The organism is Vibrio sp. 10N.286.46.A8 (assembly GCF_041470165.1).
In the GTDB taxonomy this organism is placed as follows: domain Bacteria; phylum Pseudomonadota; class Gammaproteobacteria; order Enterobacterales; family Vibrionaceae; genus Vibrio; species Vibrio tasmaniensis_A.
Genome location: NZ_JBFRLX010000076.1, coordinates 1 through 25,303 on the forward strand (window position 1 = coordinate 1; position 25,303 = coordinate 25,303).

Annotated in this window: 22 protein-coding genes; 6 read left to right on the forward strand and 16 right to left on the reverse strand. The window is 43.7% G+C overall.

Annotated features, from left to right (window positions below; all coding sequences use genetic code 11):
- From AB4232_RS09030 to nrfB, 14 genes are all read right to left on the reverse strand, one after another.
- A partial coding sequence (locus AB4232_RS09030; RefSeq protein WP_372086961.1) for a DUF882 domain-containing protein occupies positions 1-322 on the reverse strand: 322 nt, incomplete at its 3' end.
- 199 nt (positions 323-521) lie between these two features.
- The gene (locus AB4232_RS09035; protein ID WP_372086962.1) at positions 522-2,060 is read right to left on the reverse strand and encodes a murein L,D-transpeptidase; all 1,539 of its coding nucleotides are present in this window, start codon (positions 2,058-2,060) and stop codon (positions 522-524) included.
- 81 nt (positions 2,061-2,141) lie between these two features.
- The gene (locus tag AB4232_RS09040; RefSeq protein WP_372086963.1) at positions 2,142-3,230 is read right to left on the reverse strand and encodes a DUF1513 domain-containing protein; all 1,089 of its coding nucleotides are present in this window, start codon (positions 3,228-3,230) and stop codon (positions 2,142-2,144) included.
- A complete protein-coding gene (locus tag AB4232_RS09045; RefSeq protein ID WP_372086964.1) occupies positions 3,220-4,281 on the reverse strand; it encodes an imelysin family protein in 1,062 nt (353 codons plus the stop codon). The genes AB4232_RS09040 and AB4232_RS09045 overlap by 11 nt, the downstream gene beginning before the upstream one ends.
- A gap of 158 nt (positions 4,282-4,439) precedes the next feature.
- Positions 4,440-5,828 carry a di-heme oxidoredictase family protein gene (locus tag AB4232_RS09050; protein WP_372086965.1) on the reverse strand — a complete coding sequence of 463 codons (1,389 nt, stop codon included), beginning with the start codon at positions 5,826-5,828 and terminating at the stop codon, positions 4,440-4,442.
- Between the two features lie 275 nt (positions 5,829-6,103).
- Entirely contained in the window at positions 6,104-7,363 is a 1,260-nt protein-coding gene (locus AB4232_RS09055; RefSeq protein WP_372086966.1) for an imelysin family protein, read from the reverse strand.
- A 177-nt stretch (positions 7,364-7,540) separates the two neighbouring features.
- Complete coding sequence (ribA, locus tag AB4232_RS09060) at positions 7,541-8,137, reverse strand: GTP cyclohydrolase II (protein WP_009848836.1); 597 nt, start codon at positions 8,135-8,137, stop codon at positions 7,541-7,543.
- Between the two features lie 249 nt (positions 8,138-8,386).
- A complete protein-coding gene (locus AB4232_RS09065; RefSeq protein ID WP_009848837.1) occupies positions 8,387-8,563 on the reverse strand; it encodes a hypothetical protein in 177 nt (58 codons plus the stop codon).
- Positions 8,564-8,652: 89 nt separating this feature from the next.
- Positions 8,653-9,093, reverse strand: a complete 441-nt coding sequence (locus AB4232_RS09070) for a cytochrome c-type biogenesis protein CcmH (protein WP_372086967.1) — start codon at positions 9,091-9,093, stop codon at positions 8,653-8,655.
- Positions 9,090-9,677 carry a DsbE family thiol:disulfide interchange protein gene (locus AB4232_RS09075; protein ID WP_372086968.1) on the reverse strand — a complete coding sequence of 196 codons (588 nt, stop codon included), beginning with the start codon at positions 9,675-9,677 and terminating at the stop codon, positions 9,090-9,092. Before AB4232_RS09075 ends, AB4232_RS09070 begins: the two co-directional genes overlap by 4 nt.
- Positions 9,658-11,580 (reverse strand): heme lyase CcmF/NrfE family subunit, encoded by a 1,923-nt coding sequence (locus tag AB4232_RS09080; protein WP_372086969.1) that lies wholly within the window; start codon positions 11,578-11,580, stop codon positions 9,658-9,660. Before AB4232_RS09080 ends, AB4232_RS09075 begins: the two co-directional genes overlap by 20 nt.
- Before the next feature lie 128 nt (positions 11,581-11,708).
- Complete coding sequence (nrfD, locus tag AB4232_RS09085; protein WP_029222016.1) at positions 11,709-12,683, reverse strand: cytochrome c nitrite reductase subunit NrfD; 975 nt, start codon at positions 12,681-12,683, stop codon at positions 11,709-11,711.
- A gap of 2 nt (positions 12,684-12,685) precedes the next feature.
- Entirely contained in the window at positions 12,686-13,372 is a 687-nt protein-coding gene (gene nrfC / locus AB4232_RS09090; protein WP_372086970.1) for a cytochrome c nitrite reductase Fe-S protein, read from the reverse strand.
- 3 nt (positions 13,373-13,375) lie between these two features.
- A complete protein-coding gene (gene nrfB / locus AB4232_RS09095; protein WP_009848843.1) occupies positions 13,376-13,960 on the reverse strand; it encodes a cytochrome c nitrite reductase pentaheme subunit in 585 nt (194 codons plus the stop codon).
- A gap of 481 nt (positions 13,961-14,441) precedes the next feature.
- Between nrfB and nrfA the strand changes: the two genes are divergently transcribed.
- Positions 14,442-15,872: an ammonia-forming nitrite reductase cytochrome c552 subunit gene (nrfA, locus tag AB4232_RS09100; protein WP_372086971.1), complete on the forward strand. Its 1,431-nt coding sequence runs from the start codon at positions 14,442-14,444 to the stop codon at positions 15,870-15,872.
- A gap of 126 nt (positions 15,873-15,998) precedes the next feature.
- Positions 15,999-16,343 (forward strand): rhodanese-like domain-containing protein, encoded by a 345-nt coding sequence (locus AB4232_RS09105; RefSeq protein WP_135382618.1) that lies wholly within the window; start codon positions 15,999-16,001, stop codon positions 16,341-16,343.
- 51 nt (positions 16,344-16,394) lie between these two features.
- On the opposite strand, the gene AB4232_RS09110 is transcribed toward AB4232_RS09105, so the two are convergent.
- The gene (locus AB4232_RS09110; protein ID WP_372086972.1) at positions 16,395-17,024 is read right to left on the reverse strand and encodes a tetratricopeptide repeat protein; all 630 of its coding nucleotides are present in this window, start codon (positions 17,022-17,024) and stop codon (positions 16,395-16,397) included.
- A gap of 263 nt (positions 17,025-17,287) precedes the next feature.
- Positions 17,288-19,960 (reverse strand): DNA topoisomerase (ATP-hydrolyzing) subunit A, encoded by a 2,673-nt coding sequence (gene gyrA, locus AB4232_RS09115; RefSeq protein ID WP_017106649.1) that lies wholly within the window; start codon positions 19,958-19,960, stop codon positions 17,288-17,290.
- 258 nt (positions 19,961-20,218) lie between these two features.
- Here gyrA and ubiG point away from each other — a divergent pair, with 258 nt between their 5' ends.
- From ubiG to yfaE, 4 genes are all read left to right on the forward strand, one after another.
- Positions 20,219-20,965 (forward strand): bifunctional 2-polyprenyl-6-hydroxyphenol methylase/3-demethylubiquinol 3-O-methyltransferase UbiG, encoded by a 747-nt coding sequence (ubiG, locus tag AB4232_RS09120; RefSeq protein WP_135382615.1) that lies wholly within the window; start codon positions 20,219-20,221, stop codon positions 20,963-20,965.
- Between the two features lie 504 nt (positions 20,966-21,469).
- Positions 21,470-23,752 carry a class 1a ribonucleoside-diphosphate reductase subunit alpha gene (nrdA, locus tag AB4232_RS09125; protein ID WP_009848849.1) on the forward strand — a complete coding sequence of 761 codons (2,283 nt, stop codon included), beginning with the start codon at positions 21,470-21,472 and terminating at the stop codon, positions 23,750-23,752.
- 103 nt (positions 23,753-23,855) lie between these two features.
- Positions 23,856-24,989 (forward strand): class Ia ribonucleoside-diphosphate reductase subunit beta, encoded by a 1,134-nt coding sequence (gene nrdB, locus AB4232_RS09130; RefSeq protein ID WP_004733365.1) that lies wholly within the window; start codon positions 23,856-23,858, stop codon positions 24,987-24,989.
- Positions 24,989-25,267, forward strand: a complete 279-nt coding sequence (gene yfaE / locus AB4232_RS09135) for a class I ribonucleotide reductase maintenance protein YfaE (protein WP_012604325.1) — start codon at positions 24,989-24,991, stop codon at positions 25,265-25,267. The genes nrdB and yfaE overlap by 1 nt, the downstream gene beginning before the upstream one ends.
- Positions 25,268-25,303 lie beyond the last annotated feature (36 nt).

Here is a 25,303-nt window from a genome sequence, read left to right on the forward strand (position 1 = left end):
TGATTTGAACTTCTTTTTGAATACCCAGTACATTTTGAATCTGAGTGATCTGATCAAACAGGTTCTTATCCATTGGATGAATCTCATTACGACGGAAATCACGGCACAGTTTGCTTAGACGAGCCATTTCATCACCAACATAGTTAGTACCATCGAAATAACAGGTCTCTAATCGTTCACCTGTGTGAAGATTGTTCATGCTAATCGTTCTTGGTTGATCAGGGTATGAAGCAAAAGCGATAGAAGGAGTAATTGAGGCGACAACAGCAGTACCACCAGCGTAAGTCAGAAACTGACGGCGTGAAAATAAACTTTGAGACATACAGCAAAAAAACCAATTAGATCGAACGAAAAATGCACGATACATAATGGAAATTGCTGCGTCAACGTACAAAAACCGCCCAAAAGGTTAGTAATTGTAACCTTTGCACGATTAGTTATTGATCCACATTATAATTTTATCAATAGAAGCTTGGTTGTCATTTTTTGGTCAAGATCACCCTTATTGGCTTCAATGATGGTTAACCACCCTCTTTATCATATTGGTAGATGTCACCACGATACTGTATGCCCCCTTCTTCAAACAGCACGGTTTGATAGATGATATGCACGGGGATTCGCTTCTTGAGGCGAACCTTAGTATTAGGAGCAAGATCGTTACTTTGGTTAGGTACTTTCCTTACCTTGGTGGCAAACAACAATTCAGCCAATTCCTCTGCATGTTCGACACGTATACAACCTGAACTGTAAGCACGGAAGTCATCATTAAACAGGCCTTTACTTGGCGTATCGTGCAGATAGATAGCTCGCTTGTTGGGTGTGTTGAACTTGTACAAACCTAGTGCATTACGTGAGCCTGCCTGTTGACGCATTCGATATGGGAACGAATTGAAATTGATGGTCTGCCAATCGATATCTGTGGTGTCGACGGTTTCCATGGTGCGCCAACCATCAATCACTTGGAAGTTGTGTGTCTCTAGGTAGCTTTCATCCGCTTTTACTTTAGGCAAGATGTCTTTGACCATGATTTTCCATGGTACGTTCCAAGTAGGATTCAAGATAACCGAATCTAGGTTTATCTCTAAAAGCGGTGTTTTTCGCGACTTTCTGCCCACGACCACTTTGGACTCAAAGACCTCTTCACCATCTTCCCAATACTTCATATCAAAACTAGGGACATTGACGACGATGAGAGAGTCTCTGTCTCGTGACCACAAACGAACACGTTCGGCATTGAGAGCCAGCGAAGTCAATCGTTCATCAAAGCTCATGTTGATCCATTTGATCGTATCCGGCCCGACGATCCCATCGTCTGTAAGGCCGTGCATTCGCTGAAAAGACTTAATCGCTGTTTGCAGATCTTGGTCAAATACAGGGAAATCAACCGCGATCATCGAGGTATCAACACCGACCAAAGCAATACGTTCAACAAGAGTCGCCTTGTCTGAAAGCGGGTCACCCAATCGTTTCAACCCTTTCTGTCTGTATCGCTCTATATTGAGTTCAGACGCAGTTTCTAGCACGGAGTAGGTCGCCTTGAATTGGTCAAAATCCCCAACAGGCGGCGCATAGGACAATACCATTTCTAATAAGTAATCATTGGTGACACTGCTTTTCAATCTCATCAAGATATGTGGAGAAGGCGCAGGCAACTTGGAATGCAGCTTGCCCGAGAAATACCACTCTTTACCGGCAAGTGGCGCATTCTCAACGTAGCTTAGGTAATAAATAAAGGTATCGGTTAATAAGATGTCCAACTCTTGCCATTGCCCACGAGTTTGATAGTGGCGGATTTGTTTTAACTGACGATCGAAAAGAGGCGCCATTTGCGCTTGTTCGAGAAGCGACAACTGGAATTCAAACGCTTTAACAAGTTCCGGTGAATCCCAAAGGATAGGAAGAGAAGAGTCTTGATAAATACTCTGGGTGAGCTCTGGATAAATCAGCATAAAAGAGAGTTCTGAATCCGCCGGAATGAAACGGCTCTCGTCAGAACTCGTATAGCTCCATGCATGCACAGAAACTAACACCAATAATCCACAGAAGTATTTTGCTAACATGCTTAACCCCATCACCAATCATCTCATAAGTATGGCAAAGAAATAGGAGTAAGCATGTTATTTTTTAAGGAGTTTTATGAACTAGATTGCACTCCAGTGGTTATCCCACTGGACCGATGATTGCTGGGTTGATTTCTCATAAGGCTTGTGTTGGCTCACCACACTGCCCGCTCCAGAGCTGAGTCGAAACTCACCATCAAGTAGCACTGCACCAGAAGCATCAGACAACGCAGATAGCTCTACCAATTCTTGGGTTTCTTTAGACCAAATACCGTAGCAGTTGCCTCTTGGCGAAGTCGCAATAATCCAATCATCTGACGCCGCAATACTGGCGATATAGTGATTGAACCTTGCCCATTGCTCTGGTTCTGCATTCAGTGATTCAAACTGCCCACCTTTAGTATGCATCGCCAACAGCGAAGGATACTCGTCTGGCTCGCCACGATATTGCTGACCACAAAGTACAGTTTCAGCACCATCATGGGCTAAGTGTCGAATGCTCAGCTTCTTATCCAACAATTCAACCTGATCAAGCAGCACACCTTCAGGTGAAACATAACTTAAACTCGGTTGCATTGAATTCAAGTTTTTCGGTGTTCTACCGTCAGTATGAACGCCGCCAACGCCAATCGCGAGATTACCATCCGGCATGATGATCACTTCATGAGGGCCAATACCAAAGCCAGTGAACTCCTCGACCTTACTATAGCCTTGTGCGACATCGTAAACACCTATCACACCTTGGCTGCTGTCCGTTTTCCCTTCCGTGGCATACAGTAACTTGCCATCTAATGAGTAAACGCCATGACCATAGAAGTGGCGATTGTTACCTTTCACGACCATCTTGATCTGCTGACCATTTTTATAGTCAAACACCATAAAATAGTCACCAGGACGACGAGCAAAAACCACCGCATGTGATGATGTTGGGCAAATCGCGACGCCATGCCCACGATCTGGGATCGGCAGTTGACTCAACGGCATACCATATTCGTCAGCCACAACCGCTGAATATTGGCCACGACCATTAAGCGCACAGCCGATCAGTTGAGGATCATTAGATGTGCTTGCGGCGCCAGAGCGACTAGCGCAGCCAAACGGAAGTAAAGGTACAGCAGCACAACCCAGTGCAGCCTTGAGTAGCGTTCTTCGTGTAGTATCAGTCACCATCGGTAGCATTAAATCCTATTACCACGCCAAGCTCTATTGCCACTTCTTCATGAATCAGGTACTTCAAACGTTCTAGTTTGTTGTATTGAGTCAGCACATTTCGATAGCCCTCTTTGCTCTGCAGCAACTCGAACAAACTTGAGTCTGTAGGCCAAGTATCTAGCGTTAGCGTGAACTGGTCAGCAACACGGTCAGCAAGGTCATTTAAGCCCTTCTCTCTCAACAAGCCGTCTAGGCCATTGCCATCGGCTAGGTACAAATTCTGAAGTGCTGCTACATTCGCTTTTAGTTGAGTCATCGAAGTTTGTGCACGCCATGATTCTGAGAAGTAAGGACGCGGATGACCGATTTTAGCCATTGGGCGACTCAGCTTTTTCATGCTGTAATCGAGTTGGTTGGTCAATAAAGCGATGTATTCAGACTCCCAACGAGTCTCGTCTAACGCTAACCAAGGGTTAACCTGCCATGCCTGTGCAATCGAAGATGACTTAACCGCTAAGTTTTCAGTAATCGCTTGTGATGATTGGCAGCCTAGTGCTTTGTCTTGAAGCAGTGGCGATTGCTCGTCATAAAGCGACCACTCCAACGCACCTAGCCCTTGTACTGTCACACTCTGCTGCGCGATTTCGTCTTGAGACCATACTTTATCCTGCTGAGTCAATTGACGCATTTTAAGACCGGTGGTGTTCTTCTTATCTGGCCAAAATTGAATATTCCAGCTCTCTTCAAGTGCCGCTGTTGGGCCTCTTTCTTGGCCTTGCAGTGCCATCCAACTATTCATGGTGAGCTGCCACTGATTTTTCAAGGCATCTAACTCAACATCATTGGTTTGGCAGTAACCCTGCATCAAGACTTCTAGCTCGTTGGCTTGCTTGGCGAATAGGACTGCAGAATCAAACTCTTGTTGATAGACACTGCGACTGATGTGGTCGGTTGTGTCTGCTTGATAAGACACACCGTTAACCTCAGATGAAGCAGCTTGTTCACCCGATGATTGGCAGCCTGCCATGATTAATACCGACAAAGGCATTAACAAAAATTTATGCGTCATGCTGTTACCTTACTTGCTAGTTTTTCTTTTAAGTATATGAGTTCATTAAATGCGAAACGACCGCTGACCTCGTATTCCTACAAGTTCAGCGGTGCTAAGTGGTTTGATAGCGGCTTTCTTAAGTCACTAACCGTTAACTAAACTGAATTCAACTCAGCCTATAACGAGTTTAAGAACGCCAATAACGCTTCACGTTCGCTACTACTAAGAGCTAAAACGTTTTGTTTCGCCATTTCAGCTTCACCACCGTGCCAAAGTACCGCTTCCATAACGTTTCTTGCGCGACCGTCATGAAGCAGGAACGTATGACCATTAACTTCTTTGGTATAGCCTAATCCCCATAATGGCGTCGTACGCCACTCTTGGCCATTGGCAAGATATTCAGGGCGATTGTCGGCTAAGCCTTCCCCCATATCGTGCAACAACATATCGGTATACGGGCTGATTAATTGCTTAGACAACGCAGGTAACCCTTCACGCTCTGCAGTGCGAATTTCGGCTTGGTGGCAACTCTGGCAACCAACGTCTTTGAACAATTTTTTACCTTGCACGACGGCTGGGTTGTCTATGTTACGACGAATAGGGACCGCTAGATGCTGCGAATAGAACTCAACAAAATCTAAAATATTGTCGCTGACTTCTGGCTCGCCTCCATTCGGAAAATCATCACAGGTTGATTGTGCTGATGTGCAGTTTTCATTCGGGAATAAGCGACTCGTTAAGCCCAAATCACCGTTAAACGCCGCCGCATTTTGCTGCATTAGGTTTGGCTGGCCAGCTTTCCAACCGAATCGACCCAACGCCATTTCGTTAGTTTGAACATCAAGAACGTAGTTCGCTTTGCCTGAAACACCCTGCTTGTCGGCCAACTGCTGTTTAGCAAATCCGAGAATCGTTTCTCGCGGGATGCTTTCAAGTAAACCAAGGCCAATCATTGGCGGCGCAACACGAGCTGAAAACTCGGTTTTAGGATGCATCTCGCCAAAGGCAAGATCAGTAATCTTTAAAATTGGTTTACGCAAAGTAACGACTGTACCGTCTTTGAATTCAACAGGAACATCGGTGTAGCTGATGTTCACTTTGCCCTCGGGTTTTACACCTTGAAGCGCGAAATCTTGTAACTGGCCGCCGTAAGTTGGTTCAGGAATACCACCATCACGAATGAAGGCTTGTCTCTGTTCTGGCGTTTCAGCAGGGATACTTAAGCGGACCAACAATGAAACCGCGTTCTGGTCATCTTTTTCAGGCGCATGACCACGACCATCTTTGATGTGACAGTTTTGACAACCGTTGGTATTGAACAATGGACCTAACCCATCACGTGCATCGGTTGATGACGGCGCAGGAACCCAAGGGTTTCTAAAGAAGCTGTTACCTACGCTGAAATCCAAGCGTTTGCTCATTGGAAGGTTGGCTGCAGGAAGAGAAAAAGCGTTCGCGCCCTCTTTCTTTACTGTGGTTTTGCCTCCAGAGTAGGTTTCATGGGCGTGCAATGGAGATAAGAAAAACAGTGCGGTTAATAGTGAGGCTGAGAGATACGACTTCATACATTGCCTTGCTGTGTTTTTGATTTTAGTTTTTATTAGGGAGTAACTTTTTTGAATAACAAACAATTAAGGGCTCAATAAGAGCCCTTACATTAGTTCTATACCAATCACAGTAAGTAAGTGATCAGAAATAGCTCAGGAAAAAGGCTTGAGAACAAGGCGTGATTTTCTGATAAGTAGTTATTCTACAATCAAAAATTACAACGCAGTTATCGAGCGTTTTAACTAGCTAGGCTGACCAGTTATTTACTACGATTGGTATTAACCTCGGGTTATTAAAACTCGTGATCCGCTGTGTCTGGGTTTAGGCTATCAATGCCAATAACACCAGCTGCACGCTCGATTGCAGCGGTTTGAGACACTAGCGCAACAATCGTTTTGTTTACTAGTGCGTTACCCGCAGCGTTGTCAGCAGCAATTAGCTGATCGAAGTGCTGGTTATTTTTCTCTGCTGACACAACAAGTTGACCAACTTGTGCACGTGCTAGGTCAAACTGCTTTTGAATCTCTTTCGCCGCTTGCTCGTCTTTTTGCTCTACTAGGTCAAACAGGCTAGGACCAGAAAGTAGAGAACCATCTTCACGCTTGTACAAGCCAGTGTATACGTTGTAGATACCTTGCTCGTTGTAGTAGTGAGAGTTATGCGTGTTATCCGAGAAACAATCATGCTCGTCTTCAGTAGAGTTTGCTTCTAGTGCAACTTTCATACGCTCACCCGCTAGTTCACCTAGAGATAGTGAGCCCATACCAAATAGCATTTTACGTAGGCCGTTCTCGCTAGATTCAGAAAGAAGCTCTTGACGGTAGTTGCCTTTCTCGCCTTCAGCCCACTGCTTTTCCATCCACTCTAGGTCTTGGATAAGTAGTTCAGCTGATGCTTTTAGGTATGCGCCACGACGGTCACAGTTACCATTAGTACACTCAGTACCAACAACGAAATCAGTGTAAGCACGCTCACCTGCACCGCTGTTAGTACCGTTTAAATCTTGGCCCCAAAGTAGGAATTCAATCGCGTGGTAGCCAGACGCTACGTTCGCTTCAGAACCACCGATCTCGTTCAGGTCTGCAATTAGCTCTGGAGTAATGTTAGTTGCGTCTACTGTTGTCTGACCAATTTGGAAAGTCTTATTTGCAACGATGTTTGCGCTAGCGCCTTCGTTACCAAGTTCATATTGGTAATCAGTCGAAACGTAATCGATAAGGCCTTCATCTAGCGGCCATGCATTTAATTGGCCTTCCCAATCATCTACAACAACGTTACCAAAGCGAAATACTTCAGACTGTTGGTAAGGTACACGAGAGTCTAGCCAAGCTTGCTTTACTTGTTCGAAATTGCCAGCAGAAGGAGAAGCTAAGAAGGTATCAATAGAAGAGTTCAACGCTTTTGCTGTAATTACTGAATCTGCAAACACTGCATGAGCAATATCGGCGTAATGTTCTACAACTTGATCTTGAGTTACTGCTGCAAAAGAAGAAGCAGAGGCAAAAATGAGTGACGAAGTTACGGCTTTTGTCACTAAAGATTTAATGGTCATGAAGCATCCTTGTTGAGCTTTGAATTATTATTCGTAGTAATAGTGCAAACCATTATCATTTACACTACAGATTTGAATAATACAAACTTACAATTTTATTGCAAGATAAATACAAAAAAACCTCACATTTGTGAGGTCTTTAAATACTTTTGTGCTATAGCAATAAAAGGAAGCTTATCAAATATCCAGATTATGCTTACCGTGTGAGACTTTCGCCTTCAGGTAACTCTCATTTCCCGACTTGATATGTGCAGAAGTATTCACCACTTCTTCAATCTCAATACCGAAAGATTTCAGCTCATTGATCTTCTTAGGGTTGTTAGTAACCAAGCGGATTTTTGTGGTTCCTAAAGCGCGAAGCATTTCTGCCGCTTCGGTAAAGTCGCGTAAATCATCACCAAAACCTAGGTGGTTATTCGCTTCATAGGTGTTCATGCCTTCGCTTTGCAGACGGTACGCATCGATTTTGTTATACAAACCAATACCACGACCTTCTTGGCGTAAGTAAAGAATCACTCCCCCCGTCTCACCCATAATTCTGATGGTTTCATCTAACTGCTCACCACAGTCACAGCGAGAAGAATGAAAAACATCACCAGTCAGGCACTCAGAGTGCATACGAACAAGAGGTATGTCTTGTGTCTTATCCGCTGATTTAAATATCACAGCAACATGCTCTTTATCTGTTTTCAATCCATGAAAAGACAGAAGTTCAGCATCAATACTGCTTGTTACCCCTACTTTGAAATCTATTCTGGCACGCACTTCCGCCATAGCTATACTCACTTGAAAATTCGATGTATTTAACAACACTACACTATATGTCTAGGCAATATTTTGTAGCTAACTATCTAATGATAGACACTATGAGGCTGTTAACAATTTTTTTCAAGGTCGACCACGTACAAATTGTTATATTATAACAATTAATTTTCTGGGTAACAAAAAACCCCACGTTGGGATGACCAACATGGGGTTATAAATCAATCAATTGCGGCTAAGACTACACTTTTTGCGGAACGATCAGCTTAGTTGAGTTTGCTTCCAGATAACAAGCTGCACCCAAGCATTCTCTAATTCACTTAACTCTTCTTGTGTCAGTGTAGAGATGCTCGACTTTGCACTGTATTTTTCTGCCCATTTATCAGAACGGACATGAGTATAGAACTCTTTTTTTAAATTTGAGATTACGTTATCCACAAACACATCCTTATATAACAGTGCTTAGCCTTTATAATCCGTTAATATTACAAAATACAGCTCAATTGGTAAACAGTAATACACAATTTTTATGAGTCATTCCTAACACTCGCTACTGATAAATATACAAACAAAAGAAATAATAGGCTCGGTAACAACCAAAGTAATATGTTTGAAACACTCATTGCTGGCTTATAAAGCACAAATTCACCAAACCTTTCTGTCATGTACTGAGTGATTTCATTGTTACTCTTCCCTGCTTTCACCATATTGAATACAACAAGGCGTAAATCTTTTGCTATGGGAGAGTTCGACTCAATCAGATTTTGATTCTGACATTGTGGACAGCGCAGCGATTTTGCCAAACTAATAGCACGCTGTTGTTGATTAGGGCTTTCAAACTCAAATAACTCTACCTGAATGCTTGTATCTTTATCACTCGCCGTAAACAAGTCCTCGGCTATTACAGGGAAGTTGACGACAATAGCGGCGCTAAGTATGAGCACTATGTTGAGCAGGAACTTCATCATCCATTTGTACCTTTAAAATAGTGAGCGAGTTCTTTGCGCCAAACCGATTCATTAATCACACCTAGCAACTTCTTCACTATTTGGCCTTCAGCATCGACTAAATACGTCTCAGGAGTCCCTATGACACCGAGTTCTAAAGCCAACTTCCCTTGAGGATCACTGATCACAGCTGCGTACGGATTGCCGTCGTTGGTTAATACATTGAGCGCAGCACCGGGATTATCTCGATAATTGAGACCAACAATTGGAATACCTTTATCATGAAGTTTGAGCAAAAAAGCGTGCTCGGTTTTACATATTCCGCACCATGAAGCCCATACATTGACCAGTTGGTAAGGATGTTGAGTAATATCAGTAAGCGTAAGCTTAGCCGTTTCAGAGCTTAATATTTCAGAGCTTAATGCTTCAGAATCGAATGACTCATCAGTAACGAGTTTTTCTGCCGTAAATTCAGGGAAAGCCCTTTTTTGATCTGAAACGCTGGTCGTTTGTTGCTTATTGTCGAGCGCATATGAAAATGCAACGACCAAAGCAACAGCCACTGAAAATAGAGCAATGAGTTTATTACGAACGCTGGTATGCATACTGTGCAGCCTTAACGGTTTTCTTTTTACGATTGGTCAGTGAAAGCACAGCACCTAGAATTGAGAACAGCCCACCAAGCCATATCCAACGAGCATACGCTTTGTACTGAACTCGAAATGCGTAAGCGGTAGCGTCAACTTTCTCACCCATGGTGATATACACATCGCCATGCCAGAACCATTTCATTGCGGGCTCGCTCATGTTCATCACTCGCACTTGATAATGTCTTCTTTCAGGTGTAATGGAAAAACTTTGCTCACCAGTTTCTAGCTTAAGTATCGCCTTCTCTGCGGTAAAGTTTGAGGCGACATAAAGCTCTGTATCTTCATGAGCAAGCGTCCAATCCATGAACTCTACTTGTGCTCCTGGGCTTAATTTATAACTGCGCTCAAACGAGTGGTAACTGTTCATTGCCGCACCTACAGCGAGTACTACAACCCCGACATGAGCAAAGGTCATCACCCAGACTTTTCGTTGGAACTTGGAACTGCGCGTTGCCGCTAAGCCATAAACATGAGTGAGTAAAACCCAAAATGCGAGTGACCATGTTATCAGAGCCATCACCTGTCGTTGGACTTGTTCCACTTGCAACGAATAACAAACGTAACCCAATGCCAACGACATAAGAACTAACAATGAAATAACACCTTTGGTTGCTTGAGGTTTAACACTCAACAATGGGGCTAAGCCAACCACGCCAAGTGCGAGCAAAGCCAAAGGCGCAATCAACAGATTAAAGTATGGCGCACCGACCGATATGTTACCCAGCCCAAGCAGCTCAAAGACCATTGGATAAAATGTACCAAACACCACAACAGCGGTCGCCAGTACAAAAATGAGTACCGCAACTAGGCTTAAAAAGCTCTTACTGGCGAAGCTAGTAATCGGGTTAGATTCAAAAGACTCCCCTCTAATGATAAGAAGAGAGAAAGAGCTCACTAGCACCAACATCAATATAAGTAGTAGTGCGATACCTTTGGTCGGGTCGACCGCAAACGCATGCACCGACGTTAATACGCCAGAACGAACAATAAAGGTGCCTAAGATACTCAAACAAAATGTAATGAAAGCAAGGCTTAGAGACCACTTCAGAAGCTGTTGTTTACCCTTGGCAACACCTAAACAATGCAGCAAGGCTGTCGAAGTGAGCCACGGTAACAAACTGGCATTTTCAACAGGGTCCCAGAACCACCAGCCGCCCCAGCCTAATTCGTAATACGCCCACCAAGAGCCAAGAATGATCCCTGCGGTTAAAAAAATCCAAGCGACTAGACACCAACTGCGACAATGGGCAACCCAATCAAACTCAATAGGATCAACCAGCAAAGCGGCAACGGCAAATGCCAGCACCACAGAAAAGCCGACATAGCCAAGGTAAAGTAATGGAGGGTGAAAGATCAGACCGACATCTTGCAACATTGGATTAAGGTCACGCCCTTCTAACGGCAAAATCGAATTCATTTCAAATGGGTTTGATGCGAATAAGGTGAACCAAGCAAATATCGCGAGCAGTAGATTCATTACCCACAACACACGGCTTTGGTATTCATTCGAATAATGTTTTTGTAAGGCAATAACGCCAGACCAGACGCTGATCGTCAGTACCCAAAACAACAAGGAACCTTCATGGCCTGCCCATACGGCTGCAAGCTTAAAAAATGAGGGTAATTGAGTATTTGAATGTTCAGCGACATAGAGGATAGAGAAGTCATCACTGACAAAGGCATAGCCAAGCAATGCGACAGAAGTGACAGAAAACAATGCACTTGAAAGAGAGAAACTGCGGACTAAACCTATATTTTGCGTCCGTTTGTTTAGCATTTGATAAAACGAATGCACACCAATAATGCTACTGAGTACAGCAACCAACACTAAACTAAACAGCCCCAAAGAACCGACCATATCACCTCAATAAGGCTCCGCTTGAGCAGAGCCGATCTGAACACGCATCTTATGTTTATTTAAAGCATGTTCATTAATAAGCAGATATTTAGTATCTAACATCTGCTCACTAATAAACTTGAGCAAAATTAAGCTATCGTTAACTGCCCTGCATAAAGAACAAAAGTTCGTAGCATTAATACGCCCATTAGGCTTAGCGAAGTCACGGAGAAAATATACACCGAGCTATGGCGGATTGAGGTTGGTGTAACGGCATTCAACAACAACGGTAAAACCATACCGACACCGATGACACCATACCAGAACCAACTCGCCCAGAAACCACTGCCAATTGCGTTCCATACTGCTTGCTCACTTTGACCACCAGCGAAGATAAGCCCAGTAAAGAAAGTAATTAGAACAAACAATTCAAACATCACGACTGGACGTTCGAATCCGTGAATCCATGAAATAGTCGGGCTATGAGGTGATTCTTTAAAGACCAACACACCAAATAAAATACACGCCGCCGCTCCCGAAGATAAGCTCGAGAATAAGAACAAAATCGGCAGCACTGGGTTATTCAATAGTGGGAAAGTATTTAAAGCTGAAAGCAAGAATCCGGTATAAGCAGCAAGCATAAGAGCAAGAACAGCTAAGAATATTTCCAGAGCATTCTCAAACACTTCTAATTTGCCAATCCAATTACCGACAAAATCAAGTCGCCCTTTTAGCCATGCTTGATCATTCAAGAACACGACTATTTGGTCTCTAAATATAATGCCGATCCAAAGGAATAAGATCACCATATATACTTGGAATAAGATCACACCCATCGACATCACAGACGTTGGATTATAGAAGATCATGATCTTCCAAAAGGATAACGGTTTTGTCAGGTGGAAAACCAAGATCAGCAGACCTGAAATGATCCCAAATGGCGCAAGAAAAGCTGTCGCCTTTAACACACCATTATGAGCAGGATCGCCTTCAATAACCTTGCGCTTAAGGTAAATGGAGATCATTACGGCACCCGCCGACATCCCCGCGAGAAATAGATAGATTGCTATAATCCAGTCCCATACCACGGTACCAGACTGAAAAGCTGCGTCCCATGCACTCATAATCAAATCTCCCCTTTTTGGTATGGCACTTTATAGAGTTTTGGTTGAGTGCCTAAATAGGCTTTATCTCTGTAAACCACCTCGGATTGAAGTACTTGGTTTATCTCACTCTTAGGGTCATTTAAATCGCCGAATGTCAGCGCTTTAGTTGGGCAAGATTCGACACAAGCAGGCAACTTTCCTTGTGCTAGATTAGTATCACGACAGAAGTTACATTTATCGGCTGACTTGTTCTCTGGATGGAAAAAGCGCACTTGATATGGACACGCTAATAAACAGTAACCACAACCGACACACTTCTCTTTGTGGACATCAACAATGCCCGTTTTTTCATCTTTGTAGGCAGCACCTGTTGGGCAAACCATCACACACGGCGCGTTATCACAATGTTGGCAAGAGTTACGAGTAAAACGGTAATCAACATTTGGATATTCGCCTTCGGGTTCACTCTTAATAATTTCTAAGCGCGACACGCCTTCAGGTACTTTATTCACTTCACGACATGCTTCTGTACAAGCAGTACAACCAATACACGCGGTTTCGTCATGAATCATTCCATAACGTTTAGCACCATCTTCTTGAACATTGGCCAACGTTTTACGACTTGTCACCGCCGCAGTTCCCGCTACACCCGTGGTAAAAATAACGGCACCAGCGCCTGCTAAAAAGTTTCTTCTTGAGCAGCTCATAGATTACTCCCCTTCTTTCTTCTGGTTGAAGTCTGAATGGCAATCCACACACAGCTTAATGGTTTGCTTCTTATCTAAGCCCAACACCTTTGCTTCAGTCGCATGAACATCATGGCAGTTTGAACACGTTAAGTTTTGCGCGTGAACATCGTGGGTCCAGCTAGCTTCACGCAGATCATCAGGTTTGTGACAATCGATACATTGGCTATTGGCATCTAAAATTAAGCTAGGATCGAGGAATACCTTTTCGGTTCCTGGTTGTGATTGAGCCGCGCGATACTTCACCACTTCAGGTGCACCTTCACGGTGATCGGGGCTAATTGAACTATGACAATCGGTACAATTTACTTCACGGCCAAGTAAAGCGTGTGCACTTTCACCATGTGAACCCAATACCGTTTCTTTTGAATCTTTATGGCATTGAACACACTTGTAGTCTTTGTCGCGGATTAATTCGACTTCATGTCTTGTTGATTCTCCTACTGGCGTAACAGCAGGCTCAGCAACAGCATGAATGGAATAACCATAGAGGCAGAATGCTAGAAGGGATTTAAGCATTATGACTATGGCCAATTTAATATTGCCCATTTTATCCTTTCCTTATACCGGCATTATTTAACTCTCAACTAAATAATATTCCGGTTAAACAAAAGTACCCTTAAACGATATTATTACCGCTTAAATGATATCAATTCTTATTTTGGATAAGCCACAACGCTTTCTATAATCAGAATATACCTCTAATTAGGTAATGCGAAATTTGAATGGGTTAATATGTGAACACAATCACCCTATTTATATAGTGGTCAATTTAGGTAATTGATTGTTATATATGATAATAATTCTCAATTAAATTTTAATACCACTAACCACCAATACTCCTTTAGGGGTATATGAACTTCAACGTGATTGAAGTCACTACCGTTAATTGATCTAAGACAAGCTATATCCAACACGTAACAAAATGTGTTTGTTTATGAATTAATATAAACAGGAATTCTCCAGTTCTTAATTTGAATAGCAAACTCACAACGCTTGGTATAAGAATCAGTATATTGGAGATATCACTGTGAAAAAGCATTGGATACGTAATTCGGTCACAGCACTATTAATGGTTAGCGCATCACTAGCAAGCGCGACCAGTTTTGCTGCGTCTGAACAAAAAGAAATTGGCGACCCTCGTAACGACCAGTTCGAGCAAAACCACCCAGATCAATATCATTCATGGAGACAAACTTCAGAAAGCGAAGTTATTGAAGACGCACTAAAAGAAGATCCAAACATGGTCATCATGTGGGCTGGCTACGGCTTCGCAAAAGATTACAACAAAGCACGCGGCCACTTTTATGCCATTGACGATGTAAGACAAACACTTCGTACTGGCGGCCCAACGGACGAAAGCTCTGGCCCAATGCCAATGGCGTGTTGGAGCTGTAAGAGCCCAGATGTCGCTCGTGTTATCGAAGAGCGTGGTGAAGATGGTTATTTTGAAGGTAAATGGGCGCGTCTTGGCAACGAGATCATTAACCCTATTGGCTGTTCAGACTGTCACGACACCCAAAGCGAAGGCTTTAAGAATGGTGAGCCTGCACTGAAGGTGACTCGTCCTTACGTTGAGCGTGCATTTGAAACGATTGGTAAAAAGTTTGATGAACAAAGTCGTTTAGACCAACAAGCTTCTGTTTGTGCTCAGTGCCACGTGGAATACTACTTCACAGGGCCAACCAAAGGTGTGAAATTCCCTTGGGACCAAGGTACAACCGTTGGCGACATGGAACGTTACTATGATGCAATCAACTTTAAAGATTGGACGCATAAAGTATCGAAAGCACCCATGCTGAAAGCACAGCACCCAGGCTTTGAAACATGGCGCGAAGGCATCCACGGTAAGAACAAAGTCGTTTGTGCTGACTGTCATATGCCGAAAGTGACCAAAGAAGATGGCACCGTTTATACCGACCATAAAGTGGGTAACCCATTCGACCGCTTCGAAGATACATGTGCAAACTGTCACACTCAATCGAAAGAAACCATGCGTAACATCGTTTCAAGCCGTAAAGCGCAAGTGCTGAACATGAAGCTGACAGCCGAGAAACAAATCGTTGCTGCTCACTTTGAAGCAGGCGCAGCATGGGAAGCGGGTGCGACAGAGCAAGAGATGGAGCCTATCTTACTCGATATCCGTCACGCTCAATGGCGCTGGGACTACGCTATCGCGTCTCACGGTATTCACATGCACGCACCTGAGATCGCTCTAGAAGTGCTTGGTACTGCCGTTGACCGCGCCGCGGATGCTCGTACTAAGATTGTTCGTCTACTGGCGAAGAAAGGCATCACCGATCCAATCGAGATTCCAGATATCTCGACAAAAGAAGCGGCTCAAAAAGCGCTTGGAATGGACATGGATAAGATGAACGCAGAGAAACAGCACTTCTTAGACACGGTTGTTCCTAAATGGGAAGAGCAAGCTGAAAAGCGTGAAGCCGACTACGAATACTAGTTTCTTCAATTAGACCATTAAGTAAAAACCAGTCACACTATTGTTGTGTGGCTGGTTTTTTTAGGTTTTGGGGGAATACACATCAATATCGCCCCCCGATCCACTCGCCAATTCAAGGGGTAAACAATGAAAATCTTACTTTCGCTTTCGGCATTATGTATTGCACTACTCAGTTCAGGCGTTCACGCATCTGAGCGTGCTGAGACAGGGTGGGAATTAATAGAGAAAGGTGCATTAGTGGTTGATGTCAGAACACCTGCAGAGTTCGAACAAGGGCATCTAGATAACGCTATCAACTACCCTCTTAGCAAAGTGGCTACTCACTTTGCTAAGATAGATAAAGACCAACCCATCGTGTTGTACTGCCGCAGTGGCAATCGTTCAGGGCAAGCTTATCAATTCTTGCGCGCTCAAGGGTTTACTCAAATCCACAATGCTGGTGGCTTAATCGAAATGCAAGAAAACCAATAGTCTTCGAAATGAGATCTTAAGTAAGATCGCCTCTTTAGCAATTAGCCAAGCTTAACGGATCATCTGTTTGGCTTGGTTGATCGAATGGATAATAGAGACACGATCAATGCCCTTCTGATTGGAATCTAAGATTTGAGTCCACGCATCGATCGCTTGTTGATAGCGCATGCTGATAAAGTGATCGGTCGCAATCAGCATCAATGCCGTACGATCATTGGGATCAAGCTGCATTGAGTGCTCCAACAACGCATTAACATCATCACTCATCGCTTGAGAGCTAAGATAGTAAAGTGCCGTTGCTTTGGCAGCATAGAGGCCAGAAGGTGCTTGAGGATCTAAGCGAATCGCATAATCGTAGCAAGTGAATGCCGCATCAAACTCCCCTTTCTGCATGTACACACCACCAAGCTTAAACCACAAGTCGGATTGATTCGGGTCTTGCTCAAGGCTTTGCTGAAGCTCATCTTCGAAATCTGTTGCCGTGTAGTTATTGCTATCATCCAAAGGAAGTTGAGGTAACTCTTGTTTCAGTTGAGACCAGACCAGCACGCTCAAAGCCACCGCAGTAAGAGAAATCACCACATTGCCTTTTAGATGGCTGCCATTGTTGCTCGCGGCAATAACGACCGCGATCAAAAACAGACTCATTAGTACCAACGCAACCAACAACCAGATATCCATTCCACATCCCTTTTATTTAGATCTATCTCTACTCTATCGTTTTCGCACTGTCTCGTTATTGATCAAAGTTTAGCGTTCGAGATTTAGTATCAAACTTTTGCATAAAAGCGACGGGTTAAGGTTGGTGCTAAAACCTAAGCCATAAGCCAAATGAGAAGAGAAGAGAAGAGAAGAGAAAAAGAGTGAAATGACAGGCAATAAAAAACCGAGCACTTAGGCTCGGTTTTTTCATTGGTAAGCTTAATTACTTAACGTAATCGAGATTACTCAGTGTCTTGCTCGCTATCACTTTCAGAGTCAGAAGCATCAGATGCTTGCTCTTCACTTGATTCAGAAACAACAGCCGTTTCAGCGTTTACTGCGTCAGCATTTGCTTCTTCAGTTTCTTCGCCTTCAACAATCTCAGCTTCTTCTACTTCGTCGATACGTTGTAGACCTACAACATTCTCGTCTTCAGCAGTACGAATCAGTGTTACACCTTGAGTGTTACGACCAACTTGGCTTACTTCCGCTACGCGAGTACGTACTAGTGTACCTGCGTCGGTGATCATCATCATTTCATCGCCTTCTTCAACCTGAACAGCACCAACTACTGGGCCATTACGATCAGAGACTTTGATAGATACTACACCTTGCGTTGCACGGCCTTTCGTTGGGTATTCAGCCAGCTCAGTACGCTTACCGTAACCGTTTTGAGTCACAGTTAGGATATCGCCTTCGTTTGAAGGAACAATCAGTGAAACCACTTGATCGTCTTCTGGAAGCTTCATACCACGAACACCAGAGGCAGTACGACCCATTGGACGTACTTTGTCCTCGTTAAAGCGAACAACTTTGCCCGACTTCGAGAACAGCATGATGTCGCTATTACCGTCAGTAATATCAACGCCAATCAGTGAATCATCGTCACGTAAGTTAACTGCGATTAGGCCGTTAGCACGTACGTTTGCGAATTGATCCAGTGATGTCTTCTTAACGGTACCGTCGCCTGTTGCCATGAAGATGAATTTCTCGTTAGAGAACTCAGAAACAGGCAGGATAGCCGTAATACGCTCACCTTCTTCTAGAGGAAGAATGTTAACGATAGGCTTACCACGAGCCGTGCGGCTTGCTTGAGGCAGTTGGTAAACTTTCAAGCGGTACGTTTTACCACGAGTAGAGAAACATAAGATGTTATCGTGAGTATTAGCAACAAGCAGACGCTCAATGTAATCCTCATCTTTCATCTTAGTTGCACTCTTACCTTTACCACCACGACGCTGAGCTTCGTAGTCGCTTAGGATTTGGTACTTAACGTAACCTGCGTTAGAAAGCGTTACTACAACGTCTTCTTGAGCAATTAGCTCTTCCATGTCGATGTCATGAACCGCTGCTGTGATTTCTGTACGACGTTCGTCGCCATAGATATCACGTACCGCTTCAAGTTCTTCACGGATCACTTCCATCAAACGCTCAGTGCTTGCAAGGATATGCATTAGCTCAGCGATCTCTTCTAGAAGTGCTTTGTATTCGTCTAGAATCTTCTCGTGCTCAAGGCCAGTTAGGCGGTGAAGACGAAGTTCTAGAATAGCTTGCGCTTGAGTTTCCGTTAGGAAGTATTGACCATCACGGATACCGTATTGGTCTTCAAGCCAATCTGGACGAGCTGCATCAGTACCAGCACGTTCAAGCATTGATGCAACGTTACCAAGATCCCAACCACGAGATACTAGACCAACTTTAGCTTCTGCTGGTGTTGGTGCGTTCTTGATCAGTTCAATGATTTCATCAATGTTTGCAAGCGCTAAAGATAGAGCTTCCAAGATATGTGCACGGTCGCGTGCTTTCTTCAGTTCGAAGATAGTACGACGTGTCACAACTTCACGACGGTGATCAACAAAACACTTCAACATATCTTTAATGTTGAAAAGTTGTGGTTGGCCGTTGTTCAGAGCAACCATGTTGATGCCGAAAGTCGTTTGCAGTTGAGTTTGTGAGTAAAGGTTGTTTAGTACAACTTCACCGACAGCATCACGCTTACATTCAATAACAATACGCATACCATCTTTATCAGATTCGTCACGCAGTGCACTGATGCCTTCAACTTTCTTGTCTTTTACAAGTTCTGCAATCTTCTCGATCAGACGAGCTTTGTTCACTTGATATGGAATTTCAGTAACGATAATTGTTTCTTTACCGTTCTTTTCCATTTCAATATTCGCTCGTGAGCGCATGTAAACTTTGCCACGACCAGTCTTATATGCATCAACAATGCCCTTACGGCCACTGATTAATGCTGCTGTCGGGAAGTCTGGACCCGGGATGTAGTCCATTAGCTCATCAATAGTGATGTCTTCATTATTGATAAATGCTAAACAGCCATCAACAACTTCGCCAAGGTTATGCGGCGGGATGTTGGTAGCCATACCTACTGCGATACCAGAAGCACCGTTAACCAATAGGTTTGGTATTTTTGTTGGTAAAACTGCTGGTATTTGCTCGGTTCCATCATAGTTAGGAACGAAGTCAACCGTATCTTTATCAAGATCCGTTAATAGCTCACCAGCTATTTTTGACATACGAACTTCGGTATAACGCATTGCCGCAGCTGAATCGCCGTCAACCGAACCAAAGTTACCTTGGCCATCGACTAACATATAGCGTAGTGAAAACGGCTGAGCCATACGAACAATTGACTCGTATACCGCACTATCACCGTGTGGGTGATATTTACCGATTACATCGCCTACTACACGAGCAGACTTTTTATATGCTTTGTTCCAATCATTACCTAGTACATTCATCGCGAACAAAACGCGGCGGTGTACTGGTTTTAGGCCATCACGCACATCTGGAAGGGCACGACCAACGATGACGGACATCGCGTAGTCTAGGTATGAACCTCTAAGCTCATCTTCAATATTTACGGGCGTGATCTCTTTCGCTAGATCGCTCATAGAGCCATTTTCCCTCTATAGTCAGATCGTATTTTTGAATACGTATAAGACCGAAAAATATAACACAAATTTACCTACGGAGGCATCACTTTCCCTCTCCTTTTACCATCTTGTGACCCTTGTAGCCAATCTATTGATGAGAAATTGCACCTCAGCGTCATATCTTGCTGAAACATGGTCACTTTACATCCAATAAACTAGCAAAATTGTAGATCTTCTGGTCAGCAGGAAAAGGCAAGTTATAATGCCTGCAATTTCATGGATGCATTATTTAACTTGGAAATGCCGATTATGACTAAATCACAGAACGTAGACCCAGCAGAAATCAAAAAATTCGAAGACATGGCGTCGCGCTGGTGGGATCTAGAAGGCGAGTTTAAGCCACTACATCAAATCAATCCGTTGCGCTTAAATTACGTGCTAGAGAAAGCCGAAGGCCTATTTGGCAAGAAAGTTCTCGATGTTGGCTGCGGTGGCGGTATTTTGGCTGAGAGCATGGCCGTTGAAGGTGCGCTAGTCACTGGTTTAGATATGGGTAAAGAACCGCTAGAAGTCGCTCGTCTGCATGCATTAGAAACCGGCACCAAGCTTGATTACATTCAAAGCACCATTGAAGATCATGCTGAGCAAAACCCACAAACTTACGATGTGGTGACCTGCATGGAAATGCTAGAGCACGTACCAGACCCACAATCGGTTATCTCGGCTTGTTCAAAGTTGGTTAAACCGGGCGGCCATGTGTTCTTCTCGACATTGAACCGTAACTTTAAGTCTTACCTATTCGCTATAGTAGGTGCAGAAAAGCTACTTAAGATTGTCCCAGAAGGTACTCACGACCACGAAAAGTTCATTCGCCCAGCGGAACTTATCAAGATGATAGACAACACTCCGCTGCAAGAATTGGGGATTACAGGACTGCACTACAACCCGTTAACGGACACTTACCGTTTGGGCACAAATGTAGATGTTAACTACATAGTCCACACGCAAAATCTCACCCGATAACTATTAATATCACCAGCTTAAAATCTTTTAGAAAAAGACGATTGAAAAGAGTTGTAATTAACATAACTTTACGACTTTTTTCAGTCTAAATTTCGTGCGCTCGCTTCCATTTTGACCACCTAGATTTAATTTTAATCATCCAAAATCCATTGCCCATTTTGCTCAAAGATCAAGGGATTTTTTTTTATGTGTGCGCAAAAATAAAGCAACCTTAAACGGCTATTTTTATACAATCAAGTCACATCGAACCTCGTCAGTTAGTGGTCACTTACAGTTTTTTTTCAATCCACCACTTATCCACAAGCACTCCCATTTCTTTACCTTGAAAAATATAAGCTGTAGCACTATCTTGTAACCCAACAAACAAATGACCCCTATATGTTGTGTTTGAACTACAATGTATGGGTAGACCAAGATCACAAAGCCGAAACGTAATTTACAAAAATTACACAGAAATACACAAAAACACGGCTTTGTTCAGTTTTGTTAGGGAAATTAAGCAGAATGAACCAACAACTTACTGTTACCAAACGTAACGGGCGCAAAGAAACAATCGATTTAGAGAAAATCCATCGAGTGATCACATGGGCAGCTGAAGGCTTGCACAATGTTTCTGTATCACAAGTAGAATTGAAAGCTCACATTCAGTTTTACGATGGCATCACCACCACTGACATCCATGAGACAATCATCAAGTCAGCAGCGGATTTAATCTCTGAAGAGACTCCTGATTACCAATATCTAGCAGCACGTCTGTCAGTATTCCATCTACGTAAAAAAGCGTACGGCGAGTACGAGCCACCGGCTCTATATGACCACGTTGCAAAACTGGTTGATATGGGTAAATACGATAGCCACCTAATGGAAGACTACACGAAAGCTGAGTTTGACGAGCTTGACGCGTACATCGACCACAAGCGTGACTTGGACTTCTCTTATGCAGCGGTCAAGCAGCTTGAAGGTAAATACTTCGTGCAAAACCGTGTAACAAAAGAAATCTACGAGAGTGCTCAGTTCCTTTACATCCTAGTTGCTGCTTGTTTATTCGGTAAATACCCGAAATCAACTCGTCTGGATTACATCAAACGTTTTTACGACGCCTCGTCTACGTTTAAGATTTCTCTACCTACACCAATTATGTCTGGTGTACGTACGCCTACTCGTCAATTCAGTTCTTGTGTGCTGATCGAGTGTGGTGACAGCCTTGATTCTATCAACGCAACAGCAAGCTCTATTGTTCGTTACGTATCTCAACGTGCTGGTATTGGTATCAACGCAGGTCGTATCCGTGCGCTTGGTTCTGAAATTCGTGGTGGTGAAGCGTTCCACACTGGCTGTATCCCTTTCTACAAATACTTCCAAACAGCAGTAAAATGTTGTTCTCAAGGTGGTGTTCGTGGCGGTGCAGCAACCGTGTTCTACCCACTATGGCACGGTGAAGTTCAGTCTCTATTAGTACTGAAAAACAACCGTGGTGTTGAAGAGAACCGTGTTCGTCACATGGACTACGGCGTACAGCTTAATAAGCTTATGTACTCTCGTCTTGTTCAAGGTGGCAACATCAGCCTGTTCTCCCCTTCAGATGTACCTGGACTTTACGATGCGTTCTTCGAAAACCAAGAGCGTTTTGAAGAGCTGTACGTTAAGTACGAAAACGATCCTTCAGTGAAACGTGAAACTGTGAAAGCGGTTGAACTGTTCTCTCTACTAATGCAAGAGCGTGCTTCTACTGGTCGTATCTACATTCAGAACGTTGACCACTGTAATACACACAGCCCGTTTGATTCTGAAGTAGCACCTGTTCGTCAATCGAACCTATGTCTAGAAATCGCGCTACCAACTAAGCCACTTTCTAACGTGGAAGATGACGAAGGTGAGATTGCACTGTGTACGCTTTCAGCGTTCAACCTTGGCGCAATCAATGAACTCGACGACTTAGCAGAGCTTTCTGAATTGGTTGTTCGTGCACTTGATGCACTGCTTGATTACCAAGACTACCCGCTTCCAGCAGCATACAAATCGACAATGAATCGTCGTACTTTAGGTGTGGGTGTCATCAACTATGCATACTACCTGGCGAAGAATGGTGTTAAGTACTCTGACGGCAGCGCAAATGGCCTGACTCACCGTACTTTTGAAGCAATTCAATACCACTTACTAAAAGCGTCTGTTGAACTTGCGAAAGAACAAGGCCGTTGCCCATCTTTCCACGAGACCAACTACGCGAAAGGCCTACTGCCAATCGATACTTATAAAAAAGATATCGACTTAGTATGTGAAGAGCCTCTGCACTACGATTGGGACACGCTACGTGAAGAGATCATGGAGCACGGTCTGCGTAACTCTACGCTAACAGCGCTTATGCCTTCTGAGACTTCGTCTCAAATCTCGAACGCGACTAACGGTATCGAGCCACCACGTGGTTATGTATCAGTGAAAGCGTCGAAAGACGGTATCCTGAAGCAAGTTGTTCCTGATTTCTTAAATCTTAAAAACAACTACGAGCTACTTTGGAACATTGGCAATAACGACGGTTACCTACACTTAGTGGGTATCATGCAAAAATTCGTTGACCAAGCTATCTCTGCAAACACTAACTATGATCCAAGTGTTTACGACAGCGGTAAGGTTCCAATGAAGCAGCTGCTTAAAGACCTACTAACTGCATACAAGTATGGTGTTAAAACGCTTTACTACCATAACACGCGTGATGGTGCTAAAGACGACCAAGGCGATGCAGTTCAAGTGCCGGAAGAAGATTGTGAAGGCGGCGGTTGTAAGATCTAAACCGCAATAAACATTAAGACCCCAGAGAAGAGTTATCTTCTCTGGGTTTAAAGCATTAACAGGGTCCGTTTTATTGCGGGTCTTTAAAGGATTTGAGGCATTTATGGCTTACAGTACTTTTTCTCAACAAAAAAATGACCAACTAAAAGAACCAATGTTCTTGGGTCAGTCGGTAAACGTTGCACGTTACGACCAACAAAAATTTGAAATCTTCGAAAAGCTTATCGAGAAGCAGCTTTCTTTCTTCTGGCGCCCAGAAGAGGTCGACGTGTCTAGTGACCGTATCGACTACAACAAGCTTCCTGAGCATGAAAAGCACATCTTCATCTCTAACTTGAAGTACCAAACGCTTCTAGATTCTATCCAAGGCCGCAGCCCTAACGTTGCCCTACTTCCATTGGTATCACTACCAGAAGTTGAAACTTGGATTGAGACATGGTCATTCTCTGAAACGATTCACTCTCGTTCTTACACGCACATCATCCGTAACATCGTAAATGATCCAGGCGTAGTATTCGACGACATCGTTGAAAACGAAGAGATCCTGAAGCGCGCTAAAGACATCGCATTTTACTACGACGATTTGATCAAGCTGACGGCTGACTACCACCGCTACGGTGAAGGCAACCACAACATCAACGGCGAAGACGTTAAGATCTCACTTCACGACCTGAAGAAGAAGCTTTACGTATGTCTAATGTCTGTAAACGCACTGGAAGCGATTCGTTTCTACGTGAGTTTTGCATGTTCATTCGCATTCGCTGAACGTGAGCTAATGGAAGGTAACGCGAAGATCATCAAGCTAATCGCTCGTGATGAAGCTCTTCACCTTACTGGTACACAGCACATGATCAACTTGCTGCGTAATGGCCAAGATGACTTCGAATTCATGCAGATCGCTGAAGAGTGTAAGCAAGAGTGTTTCGACCTATTCAAAGAAGCAGCAGAGCAAGAGAAAGAGTGGGCAGAATACCTATTCAAAGATGGCTCTATGATTGGTCTAAACAAAGACATTCTTTGCCAATACGTTGAGTACATTACTAACATCCGTATGCAGGCTGTTGGTCTAGGTACCGCTTACCCAGAAGCAACGTCGAACCCAATTCCATGGATCAACGCTTGGTTGTCTTCAGATAACGTTCAAGTTGCTCCACAAGAAGCTGAAATCAGTTCTTACCTAGTTGGCCAAATCGACAACGAAGTAAAAGCTGACGACTTTGAAGGGTTTGAGCTGTAATGCCAACAATCAAAATCAACAAGCTGACTTCTATTGAATCTAACCCTTCAAATACTCTATTGGAAACAATGGAACAAGCAGGGTTAGAGCCAGAATACAACTGCCGAGATGGCCACTGTGGCGCTTGCCGCTGTACGTTGGATTCAGGTGAAGTCGAGTACGTTGGTTTTGCTATGGCTTACACGCAAGGCGATGAAATTTTGCCTTGTATCTGTAAAGCAAAAACAGAACTATCGCTGAGTAACGTTATTCACAGAAATAAGCAAAAAAGTGCTTAATACTTGTACTTAGACCTTATACTTAGCTACTTAGCT

Excerpts from the sequence above, each read along its gene's own strand:
- AB4232_RS09035 (WP_372086962.1), bottom strand. The coding sequence starts at position 2,060 with ATGTTAGCAAAATACTTCTGTGGATTATTGGTGTTAGTTTCTGTGCAT.
- AB4232_RS09040 (WP_372086963.1), bottom strand. The coding sequence starts at position 3,230 with ATGGTGACTGATACTACACGAAGAACGCTACTCAAGGCTGCACTGGGT.
- AB4232_RS09045 (WP_372086964.1), bottom strand. The coding sequence starts at position 4,281 with ATGACGCATAAATTTTTGTTAATGCCTTTGTCGGTATTAATCATGGCA.
- AB4232_RS09050 (WP_372086965.1), bottom strand. The coding sequence starts at position 5,828 with ATGAAGTCGTATCTCTCAGCCTCACTATTAACCGCACTGTTTTTCTTA.
- AB4232_RS09055 (WP_372086966.1), bottom strand. The coding sequence starts at position 7,363 with ATGACCATTAAATCTTTAGTGACAAAAGCCGTAACTTCGTCACTCATT.
- ribA (WP_009848836.1), bottom strand. The coding sequence starts at position 8,137 with ATGGCGGAAGTGCGTGCCAGAATAGATTTCAAAGTAGGGGTAACAAGC.
- AB4232_RS09070 (WP_372086967.1), bottom strand. The coding sequence starts at position 9,093 with ATGATGAAGTTCCTGCTCAACATAGTGCTCATACTTAGCGCCGCTATT.
- AB4232_RS09075 (WP_372086968.1), bottom strand. The coding sequence starts at position 9,677 with ATGCATACCAGCGTTCGTAATAAACTCATTGCTCTATTTTCAGTGGCT.
- AB4232_RS09080 (WP_372086969.1), bottom strand. The coding sequence starts at position 11,580 with ATGGTCGGTTCTTTGGGGCTGTTTAGTTTAGTGTTGGTTGCTGTACTC.
- nrfD (WP_029222016.1), bottom strand. The coding sequence starts at position 12,683 with ATGAGTGCATGGGACGCAGCTTTTCAGTCTGGTACCGTGGTATGGGAC.
- nrfC (WP_372086970.1), bottom strand. The coding sequence starts at position 13,372 with ATGAGCTGCTCAAGAAGAAACTTTTTAGCAGGCGCTGGTGCCGTTATT.
- nrfB (WP_009848843.1), bottom strand. The coding sequence starts at position 13,960 with ATGGGCAATATTAAATTGGCCATAGTCATAATGCTTAAATCCCTTCTA.
- AB4232_RS09105 (WP_135382618.1), top strand. The coding sequence starts at position 15,999 with ATGAAAATCTTACTTTCGCTTTCGGCATTATGTATTGCACTACTCAGT.
- AB4232_RS09110 (WP_372086972.1), bottom strand. The coding sequence starts at position 17,024 with ATGGATATCTGGTTGTTGGTTGCGTTGGTACTAATGAGTCTGTTTTTG.
- gyrA (WP_017106649.1), bottom strand. The coding sequence starts at position 19,960 with ATGAGCGATCTAGCGAAAGAGATCACGCCCGTAAATATTGAAGATGAG.
- ubiG (WP_135382615.1), top strand. The coding sequence starts at position 20,219 with ATGGATGCATTATTTAACTTGGAAATGCCGATTATGACTAAATCACAG.
- nrdA (WP_009848849.1), top strand. The coding sequence starts at position 21,470 with ATGAACCAACAACTTACTGTTACCAAACGTAACGGGCGCAAAGAAACA.
- nrdB (WP_004733365.1), top strand. The coding sequence starts at position 23,856 with ATGGCTTACAGTACTTTTTCTCAACAAAAAAATGACCAACTAAAAGAA.
- yfaE (WP_012604325.1), top strand. The coding sequence starts at position 24,989 with ATGCCAACAATCAAAATCAACAAGCTGACTTCTATTGAATCTAACCCT.